The sequence below is a fragment of the Geomonas oryzae genome, from assembly GCF_004117875.1.
Taxonomy (GTDB): domain Bacteria; phylum Desulfobacterota; class Desulfuromonadia; order Geobacterales; family Geobacteraceae; genus Geomonas; species Geomonas oryzae.
Window position 1 is genome coordinate 223,441 of record NZ_RAHW01000002.1, and the last position, 14,730, is coordinate 238,170.

Sequence of the window (14,730 nt, forward strand, 5' to 3'; positions counted from 1 at the left end):
GGTAACCGGAGAGCCTCGTGCCGGCACTTCTCGAAATAACAGGACTGCGTACCGAGTTCCGCGTGAAGGGCGGGACGGTGAAAGCGGTGCGCGGCGTGGACCTCGCCGTGGAGGCCGGGGAGACCCTCGCGCTCGTCGGCGAATCGGGCTGCGGCAAGAGCATCACCGCCGCCTCAGTACTGCGCCTGGTCCCTCCCCCGGGCAGAATCGTCGCCGGTTCGATCCGTTTCAAGGGGAAGGAGCTCCTGGAGCTCTCCGAAGAGGGTATGCGCGAGGTCCGCGGCAACCGGATCGCCATGGTGTTCCAGGACCCTATGACCTCTCTGAACCCGGTCTTCACCGTCGGCTCTCAGGTGGCGGAGGGGCTCAGGATCCACCGCGGCCTCTCGGCTGCAGCCGCCGAACGCGAAGCGGTCGAGCTCCTCACCCAGGTCGGGATTCCGGCGGCTAAAGAGCGCATCAGGGATTACCCGCACCAGCTCTCGGGGGGCATGCGCCAGCGCGTGATGATCGCCATGGCGCTTGCCTGCGGACCGGAGCTCGTCATTGCCGACGAGCCGACCACCGCCCTCGACGTCACCATCCAGGCCCAGATCCTCGAGCTTTTGGACCGGCTCATGGCGCAAAACAAGATGGGGCTCGTCCTGATCACGCACAACCTCGGCATCGTGGCCGAGCGCGCCCACAAAACCGCCATCATGTACGCCGGCGAGATCGTCGAGAGCGCCGCCACCGAGGAGCTCTTCGCAAACCCGCTGCACCCGTACACGAAGGGGCTTCTCGCCTCGCTTCCAGAGTTCGGCACGCCGGGCGAAAAGCTCGCCACCTTCGCCGGCGGGGTCCCCGACCTGAAAAGCGACTTCGTCGGCTGCCCCTTCAGGGAGCGCTGCCCGATCGGGGACGCGGAGTGCGGCAAAGCTGACATCGAAATGCGCGAGGTGGCGCCGGGACATCTCGTGCGCTGCAGGAAGGTATCGTGACCCCCATACTTACCGCCGAAAACCTGGTGAAAGAGTTCCCGGTGCGCGGGGGGATGTTCGCCCCAAAAAGGACCTTGACCGCCGTCGCAGGGGTGGACCTGGAGCTTTACCCGGGGGAGACCCTGGGTCTTGCCGGCGAGTCCGGCTGCGGCAAATCGACCATGGCGAGACTTCTAACCGGGCTCACCGCGCCGACCTCCGGGAGCATCCGCTATCATGGTCGCGAACTCGCCGCCATGTCGAAGGAGGAGCTCACCCGCTACCGCAGCGAGGTGCAGATGGTCTTCCAGGACCCCTTCTCCTCGCTGAACCCGCGCATGCGGGTCGCCGAGATCGTCGGGGAGCCGCTCGCGATCCACGGCATCGGCAACGCGTCGGAGCGGCGCGAACGGGTGGCGGAACTCATGCAGCGAGTGGGGCTTTCCCCCGAGCAGATGATGCGTTTTCCCCACGAGTTTTCCGGCGGGCAGCGCCAGAGGATCGGGATCGCCCGCGCCCTCGCCGTAGCCCCGAAGCTCGTGATCGCCGACGAACCGGTTTCCGCGCTCGACCTCTCGATCCAGGCGCAGATCATCAACCTGCTCCAGGAGGTGAAAAAGGACCTCGGGCTCGCCTTCCTCTTCATCACCCACGACCTCTCGGTGCTCAGACACATGAGCGACCGGGTGGCGGTCATGTACCTCGGGAGGATCGTAGAGACCGGAAGCCGCGACGCGGTGCTCTCGCGCCCCCTGCACCCTTATACCGAGACGCTGCTCTCCGCCATCCCGAGCATCGATCCGAGCAGGCGCAGAAAGCACGTGATCGCCAAGGGGGAGCTCCCCTCCCCGGTGTCGCCGCCCAGCGGCTGCCCCTTCCACCCGCGCTGCCCGTACGCGCGCGAGGTGTGCAGCCGGACGCGCCCCGAACTCGTTGAGAAGGTACCGGGACAAAAAGCCGCCTGTCATTTCTCTGAGGAAATCTACCTAGGCGGCAGCAAGTAATTCGTTGACAAGTCCAATTAGCATATATAGATTGTTTTCTAGCACAGACGGAGGATACCAACTTGGCATTTGACAAGACGAAGGATTACGGGAAAGAAGCGGAAATGCTGAAGGTGCTCGGGCACCCGATCCGCCTGAAAATAGTTGCGGGGCTTTGCGCCCAGGAGTGCAACGTGAAGCACATCTGGGAGTGCCTCGCATTGCCGCAGGCGACCGTGTCGCAGCACCTGGCGCTTTTGAAGAACAAGGGGATCATCGAGGGGACCCGCGACGGGGTCGAGGTGCACTACGCCGTGGTGAGCCCGTTCGTGCGCAGGCTGATCGAGATCCTGCACGCCGAACCGTAAAAGAAGCATTCAGGCGGGAATGGCTTTTGTGCCGCACCCTTTTGGGGGTGCGGCATTTAAGTGCCGCTCACGTCCAGTTCCGCGATCCTGAGCGACGGCGCCCCGGTTGATCCGAAGAAGCGCAGGTCGCTGCCGACCATATCCACCTTCCTGAAGAGTTCCAACAGGTTTCCGGCAAGGGCGAGCCCCTTCACCGGATACCTAAGCTCCCCCCCTTCCACGTAGAAACCGGAGGCCCCCACCGAGAAATCGCCGGTAATGGGATTTGCCGTATGCATCCCCATCACGTCGGTGATGAGCACACCCTTGGCCACGCCGCCGACAAGCGCGTCTGCGCCCGACGTTCCCGGCTCGATGAAGAGGTTGTTCGCACCGAGCCGGGGCGGGTTCTTGATGGCGCCGCGCTGTGCGTTCCCGGTGGAGGCAGCACCAAGGCGCTTCGCCCAGTAACTGTCGTAGAGATACCCCTGAAGCACGCCCGCGGTGACGAGCGGCGTATCCTGCTGCGCCACCCCCTCGCCGTCGCAGGGGGCGCTCCCCATCCCCCCCTCGAGAAGCCCGTTGTCGCGCACCGAGACGAGCTCGGAAAAGATGCTCTCCCCTACCCTCCCGGCGAGGAGCGACTTCCCCTTGTGCACGCTCTCGGCGAGAAAGGAGGTGGCTAAGACGTCGAGGAGGTCCGCCGCCACGCGGTTGTCGAGCACGACCTGGCAGCGCATGGTGGGAAGAGTGCGGGCGCCTAAAAGCGCCGTCGCCTTGCGGCCGGCACCGGCGGCCACCTTTTCGAGATCGATGGCGGCAAAGCTCGGGGCAAAGGCGAAATCCCAGCCGGTCTGTGCGTCGCCGTCGGCCTCGGCCACGGCGGAAACGCTGCAGCTGTTGTAGCTTCCCATCGTCGCGGCATTCAGGCCGTGCGAGTTCCGGACCAGGGTATGGTAGACCGACTCGCCGTAGCTGCACTTTCTCACCCTTTTCACGCGCGGATCGTAGGCGCGCACCAGGCGTTCGAGCTCGAGGGCGCGCCCGATCTTCATTTCCTCGTCGATGGAAGGAAGTGCGGGGTCGTAGAGCCAGGGAAGTTCGGGGTAGGCCGCGGCGGGTCCGGGAAGGGTGTACCAGGAATCCGGGCTCTGCATGCGGGCGGCGACCAGGGCCGCGTCCACCATCCGTTCGAGCGCGGCCGGGTCCATCGTGGTGGAGAAGGAGAAGCCGAGCCCGTCGCCTGCCAGGAGGCGCACCGCCACCCCGAAAGGTTCCGCGCTGCGAAAGGCGTCCACCTTTCCCTCTTTCACCTCGATGGCGAGATCGCGCGAGGCGTAGAGTGCGATCTCCCAGCCGTCGATCCGCCTTTGCCTGATAAGGCGCTCCACCGTCTCAGCGTGACGGGTCAGTTCCATGGGTACCTCGCAAAAATTGGTCAACTTGAGAAAGTTGCGTGAAGCGCCCCTCCCTCCGGAGGGGGGAGGCTGGGAGGGGGGAAGATTCTAAGGGCGACAGGCACCTGCGGAGCCAGTCACCTGGGCTGCGCCCCCTCCCTGTCCCTCCCCCTCCGGGGGCGGGGACGCCAGAGGGGCAGGCCCCTTCAAGAGGTGCAGAGAGCTACTGGTTGGCCCCTCAGAGCTCCAGTATCATCGCGATCTCGTCGCAGTCGGGGAACTTCACGCACTTGATGCAGTCGCCCCACACCTTGTGCGGGAGTTCGGACTTGTCGGCCACCTTGAAGCCGAACTTCGCGAAGAAGTCGGGCTTGTAGGTTAGGCAGAAAAGACGCTTAAGCCCAAGCGAGCGCGCCTCATCGATGCAGGCGCCCACCACCTGGCTCCCGATGCCGCGCCGCCCGACGCTCTCGGCGACCGCCACGGAGCGCACCTCCGCCAGGTCCTCCCAGACGATGTGCAGCGCCGAGGTGCCCAAGAGCTGCCCGTCCTCCTCGAAAACGTAGAAGTCGCGCAGCGCCTCGTATAGTTCGGAAAGCGAGCGCGAGAGCATCTCGCCCCGGCTCGCGAAGTTGGTCAACAGTTTCTGGATGTCTTTTACGTCGCCGATTCTGGCCTTTCTGATCATCTTGCCGCCTCCTGAATCATCTCCCTGGCGTGTTCCAGGGTCTTGTCGGTGACGCGCGCGCCCGAAAGCATGCGCGCCACCTCGGCCACCCGCTCCTCTCCTTCCAGGAGCTGGACGCTGGTGGCGGTCCTTCCGTTTTCCACCCCCTTCTCCACCTTCAGGTGCTGGTCCGCGAAGGCGGCCACCTGCGGGAGATGGGTGATGGCGAGCACCTGCTGTTCGCGCGCCACGCGCTTCAGCTTTTCGCCTACGAGCGCCGAGGTCGCGCCCCCTATGCCTGTATCCACCTCGTCGAAGATCAGGGTGGGGACCTCGGAGTCGGGGTGGAGCTGCTTCAAAGCGAGCATGAGGCGCGAGAGTTCGCCCCCCGAGGCGACCTTGGCGATCGCCCTCGGCGGCTCGCCCGGGTTGGGGGAAAAGAGGAACTCGGCCCGTTCGAAGCCGAAAGACTTGGGATCGGCGCTTCTCTCGAAGGAGGTCTCGAACACGGCGTGTTTCATGGCGAGCTCGGAGAGTTCGCGCTCCATCCCTTCCTTTAGCCGGACGGCTCCCGCCTCGCGCGCGCCGGTAAGTTTTGCGCCGAGCGCCGCCAGTTCCTCTTCGAGAGCACCGATGCGCGAGAGCAGCTCCTCGCGGGTCTCGCCCCGGTTGGTGAGCGCGGCGAGTTCGGCGTCGATCTCGGCCTGGTAGGCGAGGATCTCCTCCACCGTTGCGCCGTATTTCTTCTTCAGGCGGTTGATGAGGTCGAGCCGATCCTCGAGCTCCTCGAGGCGCGCCGGGTCGGAATCGATGCGTGCTGCGTAGTCGCGCAGGGAAAGGGCGGCGTCCTCGAGCTGGGCGTAGGCCGTTTCCAGCGCAGCCGCGACCGGTGCCAGGGCCGGGTCGATGCGCCCTGCGTCGCCCACCCCCTGGATCACGCCGGTGAGACCGCCGAGGATGGTGGCGTCTCCGCCGTAAAGCTCGTCGAAGGCACCCTGGGAAACCTCCATGAGTCTGCCGCTGTGGGCAAGGCGCACGCGTTCCTCGGAGAGTTCCTCCTCTTCGCCGGGGACGAGCTTCGCGTCGGCGATCTCGCCGCTTTGAAAGGCGATGAGGTCGAGGCGGCGCGCCGCTTCGCGCTCACCCTCCTCGAGCGCCTTCAGTTCCTGCCTCGCCCCCTGGTACTCGTCGAAGCGGGCGGCGAACTCGTGGCGCAGGGGGAGGCTCCCCGCGAAGCCGTCCAGAAGCAGCAGGTGCTGGTCGGTCTTCAAAAGGGTCTGGGCGTCGTGCTGGCCGTAGATGTTGATCAGGCTGCGGCACACCTCGGCAAGAAGGGCCGTGGTGGCGAGCCCGCCGCCGATGAAGACGCGGTTCTTGCCGCCGGGCGCCACCGAGCGACGCACGAGGAGCTCACCGTCGCACTCGATCCCCGCCGCGGCAAGAGACTCGAGAAGCGCGTCCCGCCCGGTGAGATCGAAGACCGCTTCCACGGAGGCCTCCTTCGCGCCGGAACGGATCAGGTCCGAGCTGCCGCGTCCGCCGAGGATCAGGTTCACGGCATCGATGATGATCGACTTTCCCGCACCGGTCTCGCCGGTCAGGATGTTGAGCCCGGGGCTGAATTCCACGTGGAGTTTGTCGATGATGGCGAGGTTGGTGATCTGGAGTTCTCTGAGCACTTACCGTTCACCCCACTTGAGCTTGGTGCGGAGCACCTCGAAGTAGTCCTTGCTGCGGGACTGGATGAGCCGGGTCACGTGCGCGGCCTTGGTGATCTGAACGGTATCGCCGGAGACGAGCTTCATGCCGACCTGCCCGTCGAGGGTTAAAAAGACGGACTCGTCGGGGGCGTAGTTCAGCTTTATCGCTATGTGCGCGTCCGCCGCCATGACGAGCGGCCGGTTGGTCAGGGTGTGCGGGCAGATTGGCGTAAGCGAGATGCACTCGAGCTCGGGGTGGAGGATCGGCCCGTTCGCGGAGAGGGAGTAACCGGTGGAGCCGGTGGGGGTCGATATGATGAGGCCGTCCGCCTTGAAGGTGGTGAGGTAGCGCCCGTTCACCGAGGTCTCCATGTCGATGATCCTCGCCAGCGCCCCCTTGTTGATGACCACGTCGTTCAGCACGCGGTGCAGCTCGACCACCTCGCCGTCGCGCTCGACGCTCGCCATGAGCATCATGCGCTCGCTCACCTCGAAATCGCCGGCTAGGCTGCGCTCGACCGAGGGGTAGAGCTCCCCAAGGGTGATCTCGGTGAGAAAGCCAAGGCTCCCAAGGTTCACCGCGAGGATCGGTACGTCGCGCTCCCCCAAGAGCCGGGCCGCCGCGATGAGGGTGCCGTCGCCGCCTAAAACCACGACCAGGTCGGCATCCTGCGCGACGTCCGAGCTCTCGGCGCTTTCGGCCAGCGTCGTGCGCCTGAGACGCCTGGAGAGGTGTTCCTCTACCTGCGCGGTGACGCCGCGGGCCGCCAGCCACTCGATGAGCTCCTCTGCGACCCCGAGACAGCGCGGATCGTGCACTTTGGCGAAAATGGCGATTTTTTTCATCACTGGCCCTTTACTTGTACTGTAATCTAGGATTTACTAGCACAGTTGTTGTATCATGTCCAACGGAAAACTGGGGCGGTGCGGCTGCTCCAATTGACGCCTTTCCCGTAATAACTACGTGCAGATGCAGGGTGACTCATGACCGAAGAGCAGATCGGTATCAACGAAGAACTAGACGAGCAGATGCTCATCATAAAGTCCTTCCTGGAACACCTGGAATACACATTGGGGAAGGACAAATACTCCGCCACCCCGTATGACAGGTATAACGCTCTCGCCTATGCGGTAAGGGACCACCTGGTTGAGCGCTGGCTCGACACACAACAGGCCTATTACAATTCCGACAACAAGCGCGTCTATTACATGTCGATGGAATTCCTGATGGGGAGAACCCTCTCCAACAGCCTCATCAACCTGGGGCTCTGGGAAGACTTCAAGGACGCGGTCACCTCGCTCGGCAACGACTTCGACCAGATCATCAACGAGGAGCAGGACGCGGGGCTCGGTAACGGCGGCCTCGGGCGGCTCGCCGCCTGTTTCCTCGACTCCATGGCCACCATGTCCATCCCGGCCTACGGCTACGGCATCCGCTACGAGTACGGCATCTTCAGGCAGCACATAGCCGACGGCGCGCAGGTGGAGATCCCGGACAACTGGCTGCGCTACCGAAACCCCTGGGAGCTCGACCGGCAGGAGCACCTGCACACGGTGAAGTTCTACGGGCGGGTCATCTCGACCTTCGACAAGAACGGCAAGCTGGTGCGCGAATGGGTCGACACCGACGACGTCATGGCCATGGCCTACGACACCCCGATCCCGGGCTACCAGACCCACAGCGTCAACACGCTGAGGCTTTGGAGCGCCAAGTCGAGCCGCGAATTCGACCTGAAGTTCTTCAACGAAGGGAACTACATCCGCGCGGTGGAAAAGAAGATGCAGTCGGAGACCATCTCCAAGGTCCTCTACCCCGCGGACAACGTGGTGGAAGGAAAGGAGCTCCGCTTCAAGCAGGAGTACTTCCTCGCCTCGGCCACCGTGCACGACGTTCTGTACCGCTTCAAGAAGAAGCACCACGACATGCGGCAGCTCCCCGACAAGGTTGCCATCCAGTTGAACGACACCCACCCGACCCTCGCCATCCCCGAGCTGATGCGCGTGCTCATGGACGAGGAAGGGGTCGATTGGGACGAGGCGTGGGAGATCACCAGGAAGACCTTCGCCTACACGAACCACACCATCCTCCCCGAGGCGCTGGAGCAGTGGCCGGTCTGGTTCTTCGAGCAGATCCTCCCAAGGCACCTGCAGATCATCTACGAGATCAACGAGCAGTTCCTGAGGGATATCAAGGCGCGCTTCCCGGACGAGCCCGACCGCCTCACCCGCATGTCCATCGTGGAGGAGCACTGGGAGAGAAAGATCCGCATGGCGCATCTCGCCATCGTCGGGAGCCACTCGGTGAACGGCGTCGCCGCGCTGCACACGGAGATCCTGAAAAACGAGCTTTTCCACGACTTCTACGAGATGTACCCGGAGCGTTTCAACAACAAGACCAACGGCATCACGCAGAGGCGCTGGCTAAAGATGTCCAACCCCGCCCTCTCCTCCCTCATCGACGAGTACATAGGCGACGGCTGGACCAAGAACCTCTTCGAGCTCGAGAAGCTCCGCGCCATCGCGGGGGACCCGGAATTCATCGGGCGCTGGCAGCAGGTGAAGCGGGGCAACAAGGAGGACCTCTGCCGCTACATCAAGCAGCATAACGACATCGACGTCGATCCCGACTCCATGTTCGACGTGCAGGTGAAGCGGATCCACGAATACAAGCGCCAGCTTCTGAACGTGCTGCACGTGATCACCCTCTTCAACCGCATCAAGGACAACCCGGCGCAGGAAGTGGCCCCACGCACCTTCATCTTCGCCGGGAAGGCGGCTCCGGCGTACGCCGCGGCGAAGCTCATCATAAGGCTCATCAACGCGGTCGCCGCGGTGGTGAACCACGACCCGGACGTGGCCGGCAGGATCAAGGTGGTGTTCCTCGCCAACTACAGCGTTTCGCTGGCGGAAAAGATCTTCCCCGCTTCCGACCTCTCCGAGCAGATCTCCACCGCCGGGACCGAGGCGTCCGGGACCGGGAACATGAAGTTCGCCCTGAACGGCGCGCTCACCATCGGCACCCTGGACGGCGCCAACATCGAGATCATGGAAGAGGTGGGGCGCGAAAACATCTTCATCTTCGGCATGACCGCGGCCGAAGTGTCGCAGCTGCGCGAGCGCGGCTACAACCCGCGGGAATACTACAACGGCAACCGGGAACTGAAACGTGTCATCGACATGATCTCCTCGGGGTTCTTCTCCCCGTGGGCTCCCGAGCTTTTCACCCCGCTCACCGATTCGCTTCTGGACCTCGGCGACCACTACATGCTCCTGGCCGACTACGCCTCGTACGTCGCCTGCCACGAGCAGGTGGCCGCGCTCTTCAAGGACCAGCGTGAGTGGGCGCGGCGCGCCATATTGAACTGCGCCGGCATGGGTAAATTCTCCAGCGACAGGACCATCGACGAGTACGCCAGAGAGATCTGGGGCATCAAACCGATCGACATCCGCCCGGGGGCCGTGGAACTACAGAGGCTCTGATTGGATCTTTTCAACGGCAACCAAGAACAATTCGCGCCGCTCGCCGAGCGCATGCGGCCGCGCACCATCTCCGAATACCTGGGCCAGGGGCACCTTCTGGGTGAAGGGAAGATGCTCAGAAGGCTCATCGAGAGCGACCGCATCACCTCCCTCATCTTCTGGGGCCCTCCCGGCTCCGGCAAGACCACCCTCGCCCGCATCATCGCCGGGGCCACCAAGAGCCACTTCATCTTCTTCTCCGCCATCATGAGCGGCGTGAAGGAGATCCGCGAGGTGGTCAAGGAAGCCGAGGAGACCCTCAAGTACCAGGGGAAGCGGACCATCCTCTTCGTGGACGAGATCCACCGCTTCAACAAGAGCCAGCAGGACGCCTTTCTCCCTTACGTGGAACGCGGCACCTTCACCATGATCGGCGCCACCACGGAAAACCCCTCCTTCGAGGTGATCGCGCCGCTTTTGTCGCGTTGCAAGGTGCTCGTGTTGCACCCGCTTTCCGACGAGGACATCCTCGAGATCCTCAAGGGGGCGCTCGCCGACCCCGAGCGGGGCTTAGGCGCCGCCGGCCTCACCGCGGCAGACGAGGCGCTCGCCTTCATCGCGGAGCAGGCAGGAGGCGATGCGAGGATCGCGCTGAACACCTTGGACATGGCGGCCCGCCTCGCCGAGGGGGGGACCATCACCCTGGAGACGGCGCGCGACGCGCTGCAGAAAAAGCCGCTGCTATACGACAAGGGGGGCGAGGAGCACTACAACGTCATCTCCGCCTTCATAAAGTCGATGCGCGGCTCGGACCCGGACGCGGCGCTCTACTGGCTCGCGCGCATGTTGGAAGCGGGCGAGGACCCGATTTTCATCTTGCGGCGCATGGTGATCTTCGCCTCGGAGGACGTGGGCAACGCCGACCCGCGCGGGCTGCAGATGGCGGTCTCGGCGCTCGAGGCGTTCCGCCTGGTCGGCATGCCGGAGGGGAGGATCATCCTAGGCCAGGCGGTCACCTACCTGGCCACCGCGCCCAAGTCCAACGCGAGCTACGCGGGGATCAACGAGGCGCTCGCCGAGGTGAGAAAGTCCGGCGGGCTCCCGGTGCCGATGCAGATCCGCAACGCACCGACCAAGCTGATGAAGGGCTTGGGCTACGGTAAAGGCTACCTCTACCCGCACGACCACAAGGATGGCGTCGTGGAGCAGCAGTATCTGCCGGACGAGCTTGCCGGGAGGCGCTTTTACACGCCGAAAGCCTCCGGCTACGAGAAGAGCATAAAGGAGCGCATGGAGTGGATCAGGGGGGAGCGGGAGAAGGCCTAGCGGCGCCCTACCCCTGTCGTTGAAAACGATTCCACGCATGCTATATTCAACCCTTGCTTGGAGCCCCCTCCTGCGGAGGGAAACGTCAAGGGCGGCAAGATCAAAGCGGAGCGACAGATGAAGAAGATAGGGATTCTGACAAGCGGCGGCGACTGTTCCGGCATGAACGCCGCGATAAGGAGCGCCACGCGCACCGCCCTCGGGCGCGGCGTGGAGGTGGTTGGTTTCCGCAAGGGGTACGCGGGCCTTCTGAAAGGTGACTTCTTCGAGATGAAGTCGAAGGACGTGGCGGGCATTCTGCACCGCGGCGGGACCTTCCTGCAGTCCGCGCGCAGCGAGGAGTTCCGCACCGTGCTCGGGCGGGAGAAGGCGGTGCGGCACCTGCAGGACTTCGGGGTGGAGGGGCTCGTCGTGATCGGAGGGGACGGCTCGTTGAACGGCGCCCTCGCCCTGCACAAGATGGGGGTTCCGGTAATGGGGATCCCGGCCAGCATCGACAACGACATAGCCTTCACCGACATGGCGCTCGGCGTCGACACCGCCCTCAACAACATCATCTACGCCGTCGACTGCATCAAGGACACGGCGAGCTCCCACGACCGCGCCTTCGTCATCGAGGTGATGGGGAGAAATTCCGGCTACCTTGCCAGCATGTCCGCCATCGCCACCGGCGCCGAGTACGCCATCATCCCCGAGGTCGAGTACGACGTGACCGACCTTTGCAACCAGTTGCGCAGGCGCTACGAGGAAGGACGCAGCAACGCCATCATCATCCTCGCCGAAGGGGCAGGTCGCGCCCAGAACATCGCGGACAACATCAAGGACGCCATCGGCTTCGAAACCAGGGTGACCGTGCTCGGCCACTACCAGCGCGGCGGCGCACCGTCGGTGTTCGACCGGCTGCTCGGGAGCCGCTTCGGCCATGCCGCGGTCGAGCAACTTTTGGCGGGAGAGATGGGGAAGATGGTGGGGCTTTGCTGCGGCGAGATCTGCAGCACGCTTCTTGAAACCGTGGTGGTGAGCGAGAAGACCACCCAGGACGAGCTGCACGAGCTCTCGATGATTCTCGGCATCTAGTCAGCGGGCAAGAGCAGAAAAAAAGGCCGCGCCACCGGTATGATCCGGGGCGCGGCCTTTTGTTTTAGAAGAAATGACATGATCTTACGCCAGCCCCGTCCACGTCCCCTCTCCCTCCGGGAGAGGGCTAGGGTGAGGGCGTCGCTGACCGGTCAATTCGCGCCCCGGGGTGAGAGGGAACAGGGGATCGTCCTGACCGAGGTTGGATTTTGCCGATAAGGCTGTGTGTACCTTCAGCGAAGCCCTATGCGGCTCAACCCGATCCCGAGCCACTTGTTCAGGAAGTGGTCGCGGCTGAGAAATGGGAGCGGCGGCGGCTTTCTCGTCCCCAGCTTCCTGAGCAGGTCGACGATCTCTTCGCTCCCCCCGATACCCATCCCTTTCCTCAGCACCTCGATGGCCTGTGGCTTGTTGCCGGCCACCTGGTGCACCCGGGCAAGGTTCAGGTAATGCGCCGGATTCTGCGGCTCGTGCTCAAGCGAGGCGTGGCAAAGCTCGGCCCCTTTTTTCACCTGTCCCCGCTCCTTGGCGATACAAAAGCCCAGGTAAGAGTGGAGCTGAGGGTTGTCACCGATCTTCAGCACGCGCTCCAACTGGGCGAGCGCGGACGAGAACTCCCCTGCGGAATAAGCGCAAAGGGCACGGCTGGTCAGCTTCTCCGCATCTTCCTGCGGCACGGGCTCCATAGATCGACCTCCGGGTTAAAGCAGTGACAGCAGATCCTGGTGTTTCTCTATCCTAAGCGGTGCGGGGAAATCGCCGCGGTACGAGACGAAGCGGACGCCCGCCCCTTCGGCAGCGCGCTGGTCCACCTCGGAATCCCCGATGAAGACGGCCTCCTCCGGGGCTATTCCGTAGTGCTCAAGAACCTTGAAGACCGGCTCCGGGTGCGGCTTCGGGTTTTTCACCCGTGCCGCGGTCATGACGCAACTGAAATACCCGTCCAACCCGAAGGTGGAGAGGAGTGCCTCCATGGAACTCGAGCGGTTGGTGCAGACGGCCAGTTCCACCCGCCCCTTCAGTGCGTCAAGCGTCTCGCGCAGCCCGGTCTCCATCACCATGAGGGGGAAGAGCCTGCGGTAATCGAGGCCGGCCGAGAAGGCTCGGACCTCGTCCATGCAATCGCAGCCGGCGAAGATGTGCTCCAGGACGACCTTGTTGCTGTAAGTGTGCAGGATGCGCATCGTCTCTTCGTCCGCCCGGTCGAGCGGCGGCCTGCCGAAGCGCTCCAGTATCAGGTGGTAGAAGGCGTAGTTCGCCTCGAAGGAGTCGAAGAGGACGCCGTCGCAGTCATAGATGACCGCCTTGATGCCGTTGTTCAAGTCATTCTCCACGGGAAGGCTCACCCTCCCCCGTCCCCATCTGTTCCAGGTATTCCTGCCACTCGATGGGGAGCATGTGCTTCTTCTTGTTGTTGCATTCCTTGCAGCAGGGGACCACGTTGCCCCGCGCCGATTTGCCGCCGCGGATCACCGGCACGATGTGGTCCATCGAAAGCTGGTCCGGGGAGAACTTCCCGCGGCACCAGTGACACACACCCTTGGCAACCCGGTTCTTCCACCACTGGGTGCGCCGCAGTTCACGCCCCTTCTCGCGTTCGCGCCGGATCTCCTCCTCGGAGACCTCGATGATGAAGTAATCCATCCCCTTCCCTATCTTCCTGCGCCCAGGCGGAAGCTGTCGATCGCGGCACGCGCGAGCTCGTCGCAGCGCTCGTTCTCGACATGGCCGTTGTGGCCGCGCACCCAGACCCAGGTGATCCTGTGCGTCCTGGAGAGGGCCATGAGGCGCTCCCAGAGTTCCCGGTTCAGGACAGGCTCCTTCTTCGAGTTGACCCAACCGCGCTTCACCCAGCCGTGGATCCATTCGGTCATACCCTTCACCAGGTACTGCGAGTCGGTGGTGACGACCACCTCGCAGGGACGGGTGAGCGCCTCCAAAGCGCCGATCGCAGCGCTCATTTCCATCCGGTTGTTGGTGGTTTGCCCCTCGGCCCCGGAGAGCTCCTTCACCTTGTCCCCGTACCGCAGGATGCTGCCCCATCCGCCGACACCGGGGTTGCCGCTGCAGGCGCCGTCGCAGAATATCTCAACTTGCATGAGGCTTCCCCCCTTGCCGTTCGATCAGTTCGGCAATGGCGGCCATGACCCGGTCCACGATGAGCTGATGCGTCTCTTTGCAGTCCTCCAACTGGTAGAGGTCGGAGAAATCGAGCGGCGCGCCGAAGGAGACACTTCCCTGCAGCCCCACCCCGGGGAACTTCCACCGGTTGATGCCGACCAGGGCGGTAGGTATCACGTGCGGCCTCGTGTCGTAAATGATCTTCCCGACGCCGCGGTTACCTTTGCCGAGGACGCCGTCCTTGTGGCGGGTCCCCTCGGGAAAAAGCATCACCTTCTGATCGGCCAAAAGAGCGTTGATCTGCTTCCCGGCGCGGACGTCACGCCCGCGCTTCACCGGGAAGGCACCCCAGGAGCGGTAAATGAGACCCGGGAAAGGCTTCTCGAAGAGCTCCTCCTTGGCGGGAGCCCACAGCATCTGCATAGGGTGGCTGCGGATGACAGCCCATGGGAGGAAAACCGTGTCGTAAGCGGAGATGTGGTTGGAAGCGATGAGCACGCCGCCGCTACCCGGGATTGCCTCGCCCCCAAGGATGCGGAAGCGGTTGAGAAACGAAGCGTAGAAGCCGATCACCCAGATGGAGAACGTCACCCAGAAGCGGCGTAGAAATGAGACCTTCAAGAAGATAACCTCTTCATCACGTGGATTTCATTACGAAGAATGGGTATAGCACGAATGCCGGACCCGGGGCAAC

General features: G+C 63.6%; 15 protein-coding genes. 6 read left to right on the forward strand and 9 right to left on the reverse strand.

Features of this window, described 5'->3' with window-relative positions; translation table 11 throughout:
• Positions 1–17 precede the first annotated feature (17 nt).
• The 3 genes from D6Z24_RS05715 to D6Z24_RS05725 all read left to right on the forward strand — a co-directional run bounded on the left by D6Z24_RS05715 (position 18) and on the right by D6Z24_RS05725 (position 2,310).
• Complete coding sequence (locus D6Z24_RS05715) at positions 18–980, forward strand: ABC transporter ATP-binding protein (RefSeq protein ID WP_129125607.1); 963 nt, start codon at positions 18–20, stop codon at positions 978–980.
• A gap of 53 nt (positions 981–1,033) precedes the next feature.
• Positions 1,034–1,963 carry an ABC transporter ATP-binding protein gene (locus D6Z24_RS05720; protein WP_456237285.1) on the forward strand — a complete coding sequence of 310 codons (930 nt, stop codon included), beginning with the start codon at positions 1,034–1,036 and terminating at the stop codon, positions 1,961–1,963.
• 62 nt (positions 1,964–2,025) lie between these two features.
• Positions 2,026–2,310, forward strand: coding sequence for an ArsR/SmtB family transcription factor (locus tag D6Z24_RS05725; protein ID WP_162604587.1), 285 nt, complete (start codon positions 2,026–2,028; stop codon positions 2,308–2,310).
• 56 nt (positions 2,311–2,366) lie between these two features.
• Here the strand turns inward: D6Z24_RS05725 and D6Z24_RS05730 are convergent, their stop codons facing one another.
• The 4 genes from D6Z24_RS05730 to D6Z24_RS05745 all read right to left on the reverse strand — a co-directional run bounded on the left by D6Z24_RS05730 (position 2,367) and on the right by D6Z24_RS05745 (position 6,899).
• Positions 2,367–3,707, reverse strand: a complete 1,341-nt coding sequence (locus tag D6Z24_RS05730) for a TldD/PmbA family protein (RefSeq protein WP_129125609.1) — start codon at positions 3,705–3,707, stop codon at positions 2,367–2,369.
• A gap of 217 nt (positions 3,708–3,924) precedes the next feature.
• On the reverse strand, positions 3,925–4,374 hold the full coding sequence (locus tag D6Z24_RS05735) for an N-acetyltransferase (RefSeq protein WP_129125610.1): 450 nt from the start codon (positions 4,372–4,374) through the stop codon (positions 3,925–3,927).
• On the reverse strand, positions 4,371–6,032 hold the full coding sequence (recN, locus tag D6Z24_RS05740) for a DNA repair protein RecN (protein ID WP_129125611.1): 1,662 nt from the start codon (positions 6,030–6,032) through the stop codon (positions 4,371–4,373). Before recN ends, D6Z24_RS05735 begins: the two co-directional genes overlap by 4 nt.
• On the reverse strand, positions 6,033–6,899 hold the full coding sequence (locus tag D6Z24_RS05745) for an NAD(+)/NADH kinase (protein ID WP_129125612.1): 867 nt from the start codon (positions 6,897–6,899) through the stop codon (positions 6,033–6,035).
• 138 nt (positions 6,900–7,037) lie between these two features.
• On the opposite strand from D6Z24_RS05745, the gene D6Z24_RS05750 reads away from it, so the two are divergent.
• The 3 genes from D6Z24_RS05750 (at position 7,038) to pfkA (ending at position 11,915) form a co-directional block, all read left to right on the forward strand.
• Entirely contained in the window at positions 7,038–9,533 is a 2,496-nt protein-coding gene (locus D6Z24_RS05750; protein WP_129125613.1) for a glycogen/starch/alpha-glucan phosphorylase, read from the forward strand.
• A gap of 51 nt (positions 9,534–9,584) precedes the next feature.
• Positions 9,585–10,838: a replication-associated recombination protein A gene (locus D6Z24_RS05755; RefSeq protein WP_129126085.1), complete on the forward strand. Its 1,254-nt coding sequence runs from the start codon at positions 9,585–9,587 to the stop codon at positions 10,836–10,838.
• 117 nt (positions 10,839–10,955) lie between these two features.
• Positions 10,956–11,915 carry a 6-phosphofructokinase gene (gene pfkA, locus D6Z24_RS05760; protein ID WP_129125614.1) on the forward strand — a complete coding sequence of 320 codons (960 nt, stop codon included), beginning with the start codon at positions 10,956–10,958 and terminating at the stop codon, positions 11,913–11,915.
• A gap of 233 nt (positions 11,916–12,148) precedes the next feature.
• Here the strand turns inward: pfkA and D6Z24_RS05765 are convergent, their stop codons facing one another.
• From D6Z24_RS05765 to D6Z24_RS05785, 5 genes are read right to left on the reverse strand one after another with little or no spacing between them, the layout of a single operon-like run.
• Entirely contained in the window at positions 12,149–12,601 is a 453-nt protein-coding gene (locus tag D6Z24_RS05765; RefSeq protein ID WP_129125615.1) for a tetratricopeptide repeat protein, read from the reverse strand.
• Between the two features lie 15 nt (positions 12,602–12,616).
• Positions 12,617–13,237: an HAD family hydrolase gene (locus tag D6Z24_RS05770; protein WP_129125616.1), complete on the reverse strand. Its 621-nt coding sequence runs from the start codon at positions 13,235–13,237 to the stop codon at positions 12,617–12,619.
• A 1-nt stretch (position 13,238) separates the two neighbouring features.
• Positions 13,239–13,559 carry an HNH endonuclease gene (locus D6Z24_RS05775; RefSeq protein ID WP_129125617.1) on the reverse strand — a complete coding sequence of 107 codons (321 nt, stop codon included), beginning with the start codon at positions 13,557–13,559 and terminating at the stop codon, positions 13,239–13,241.
• An 8-nt stretch (positions 13,560–13,567) separates the two neighbouring features.
• Entirely contained in the window at positions 13,568–14,014 is a 447-nt protein-coding gene (rnhA, locus tag D6Z24_RS05780) for a ribonuclease HI (protein ID WP_129125618.1), read from the reverse strand.
• Positions 14,004–14,657, reverse strand: coding sequence for a lysophospholipid acyltransferase family protein (locus D6Z24_RS05785; RefSeq protein WP_129125619.1), 654 nt, complete (start codon positions 14,655–14,657; stop codon positions 14,004–14,006). Before D6Z24_RS05785 ends, rnhA begins: the two co-directional genes overlap by 11 nt.
• Between the last annotated feature and the right edge of the window lie 73 nt (positions 14,658–14,730).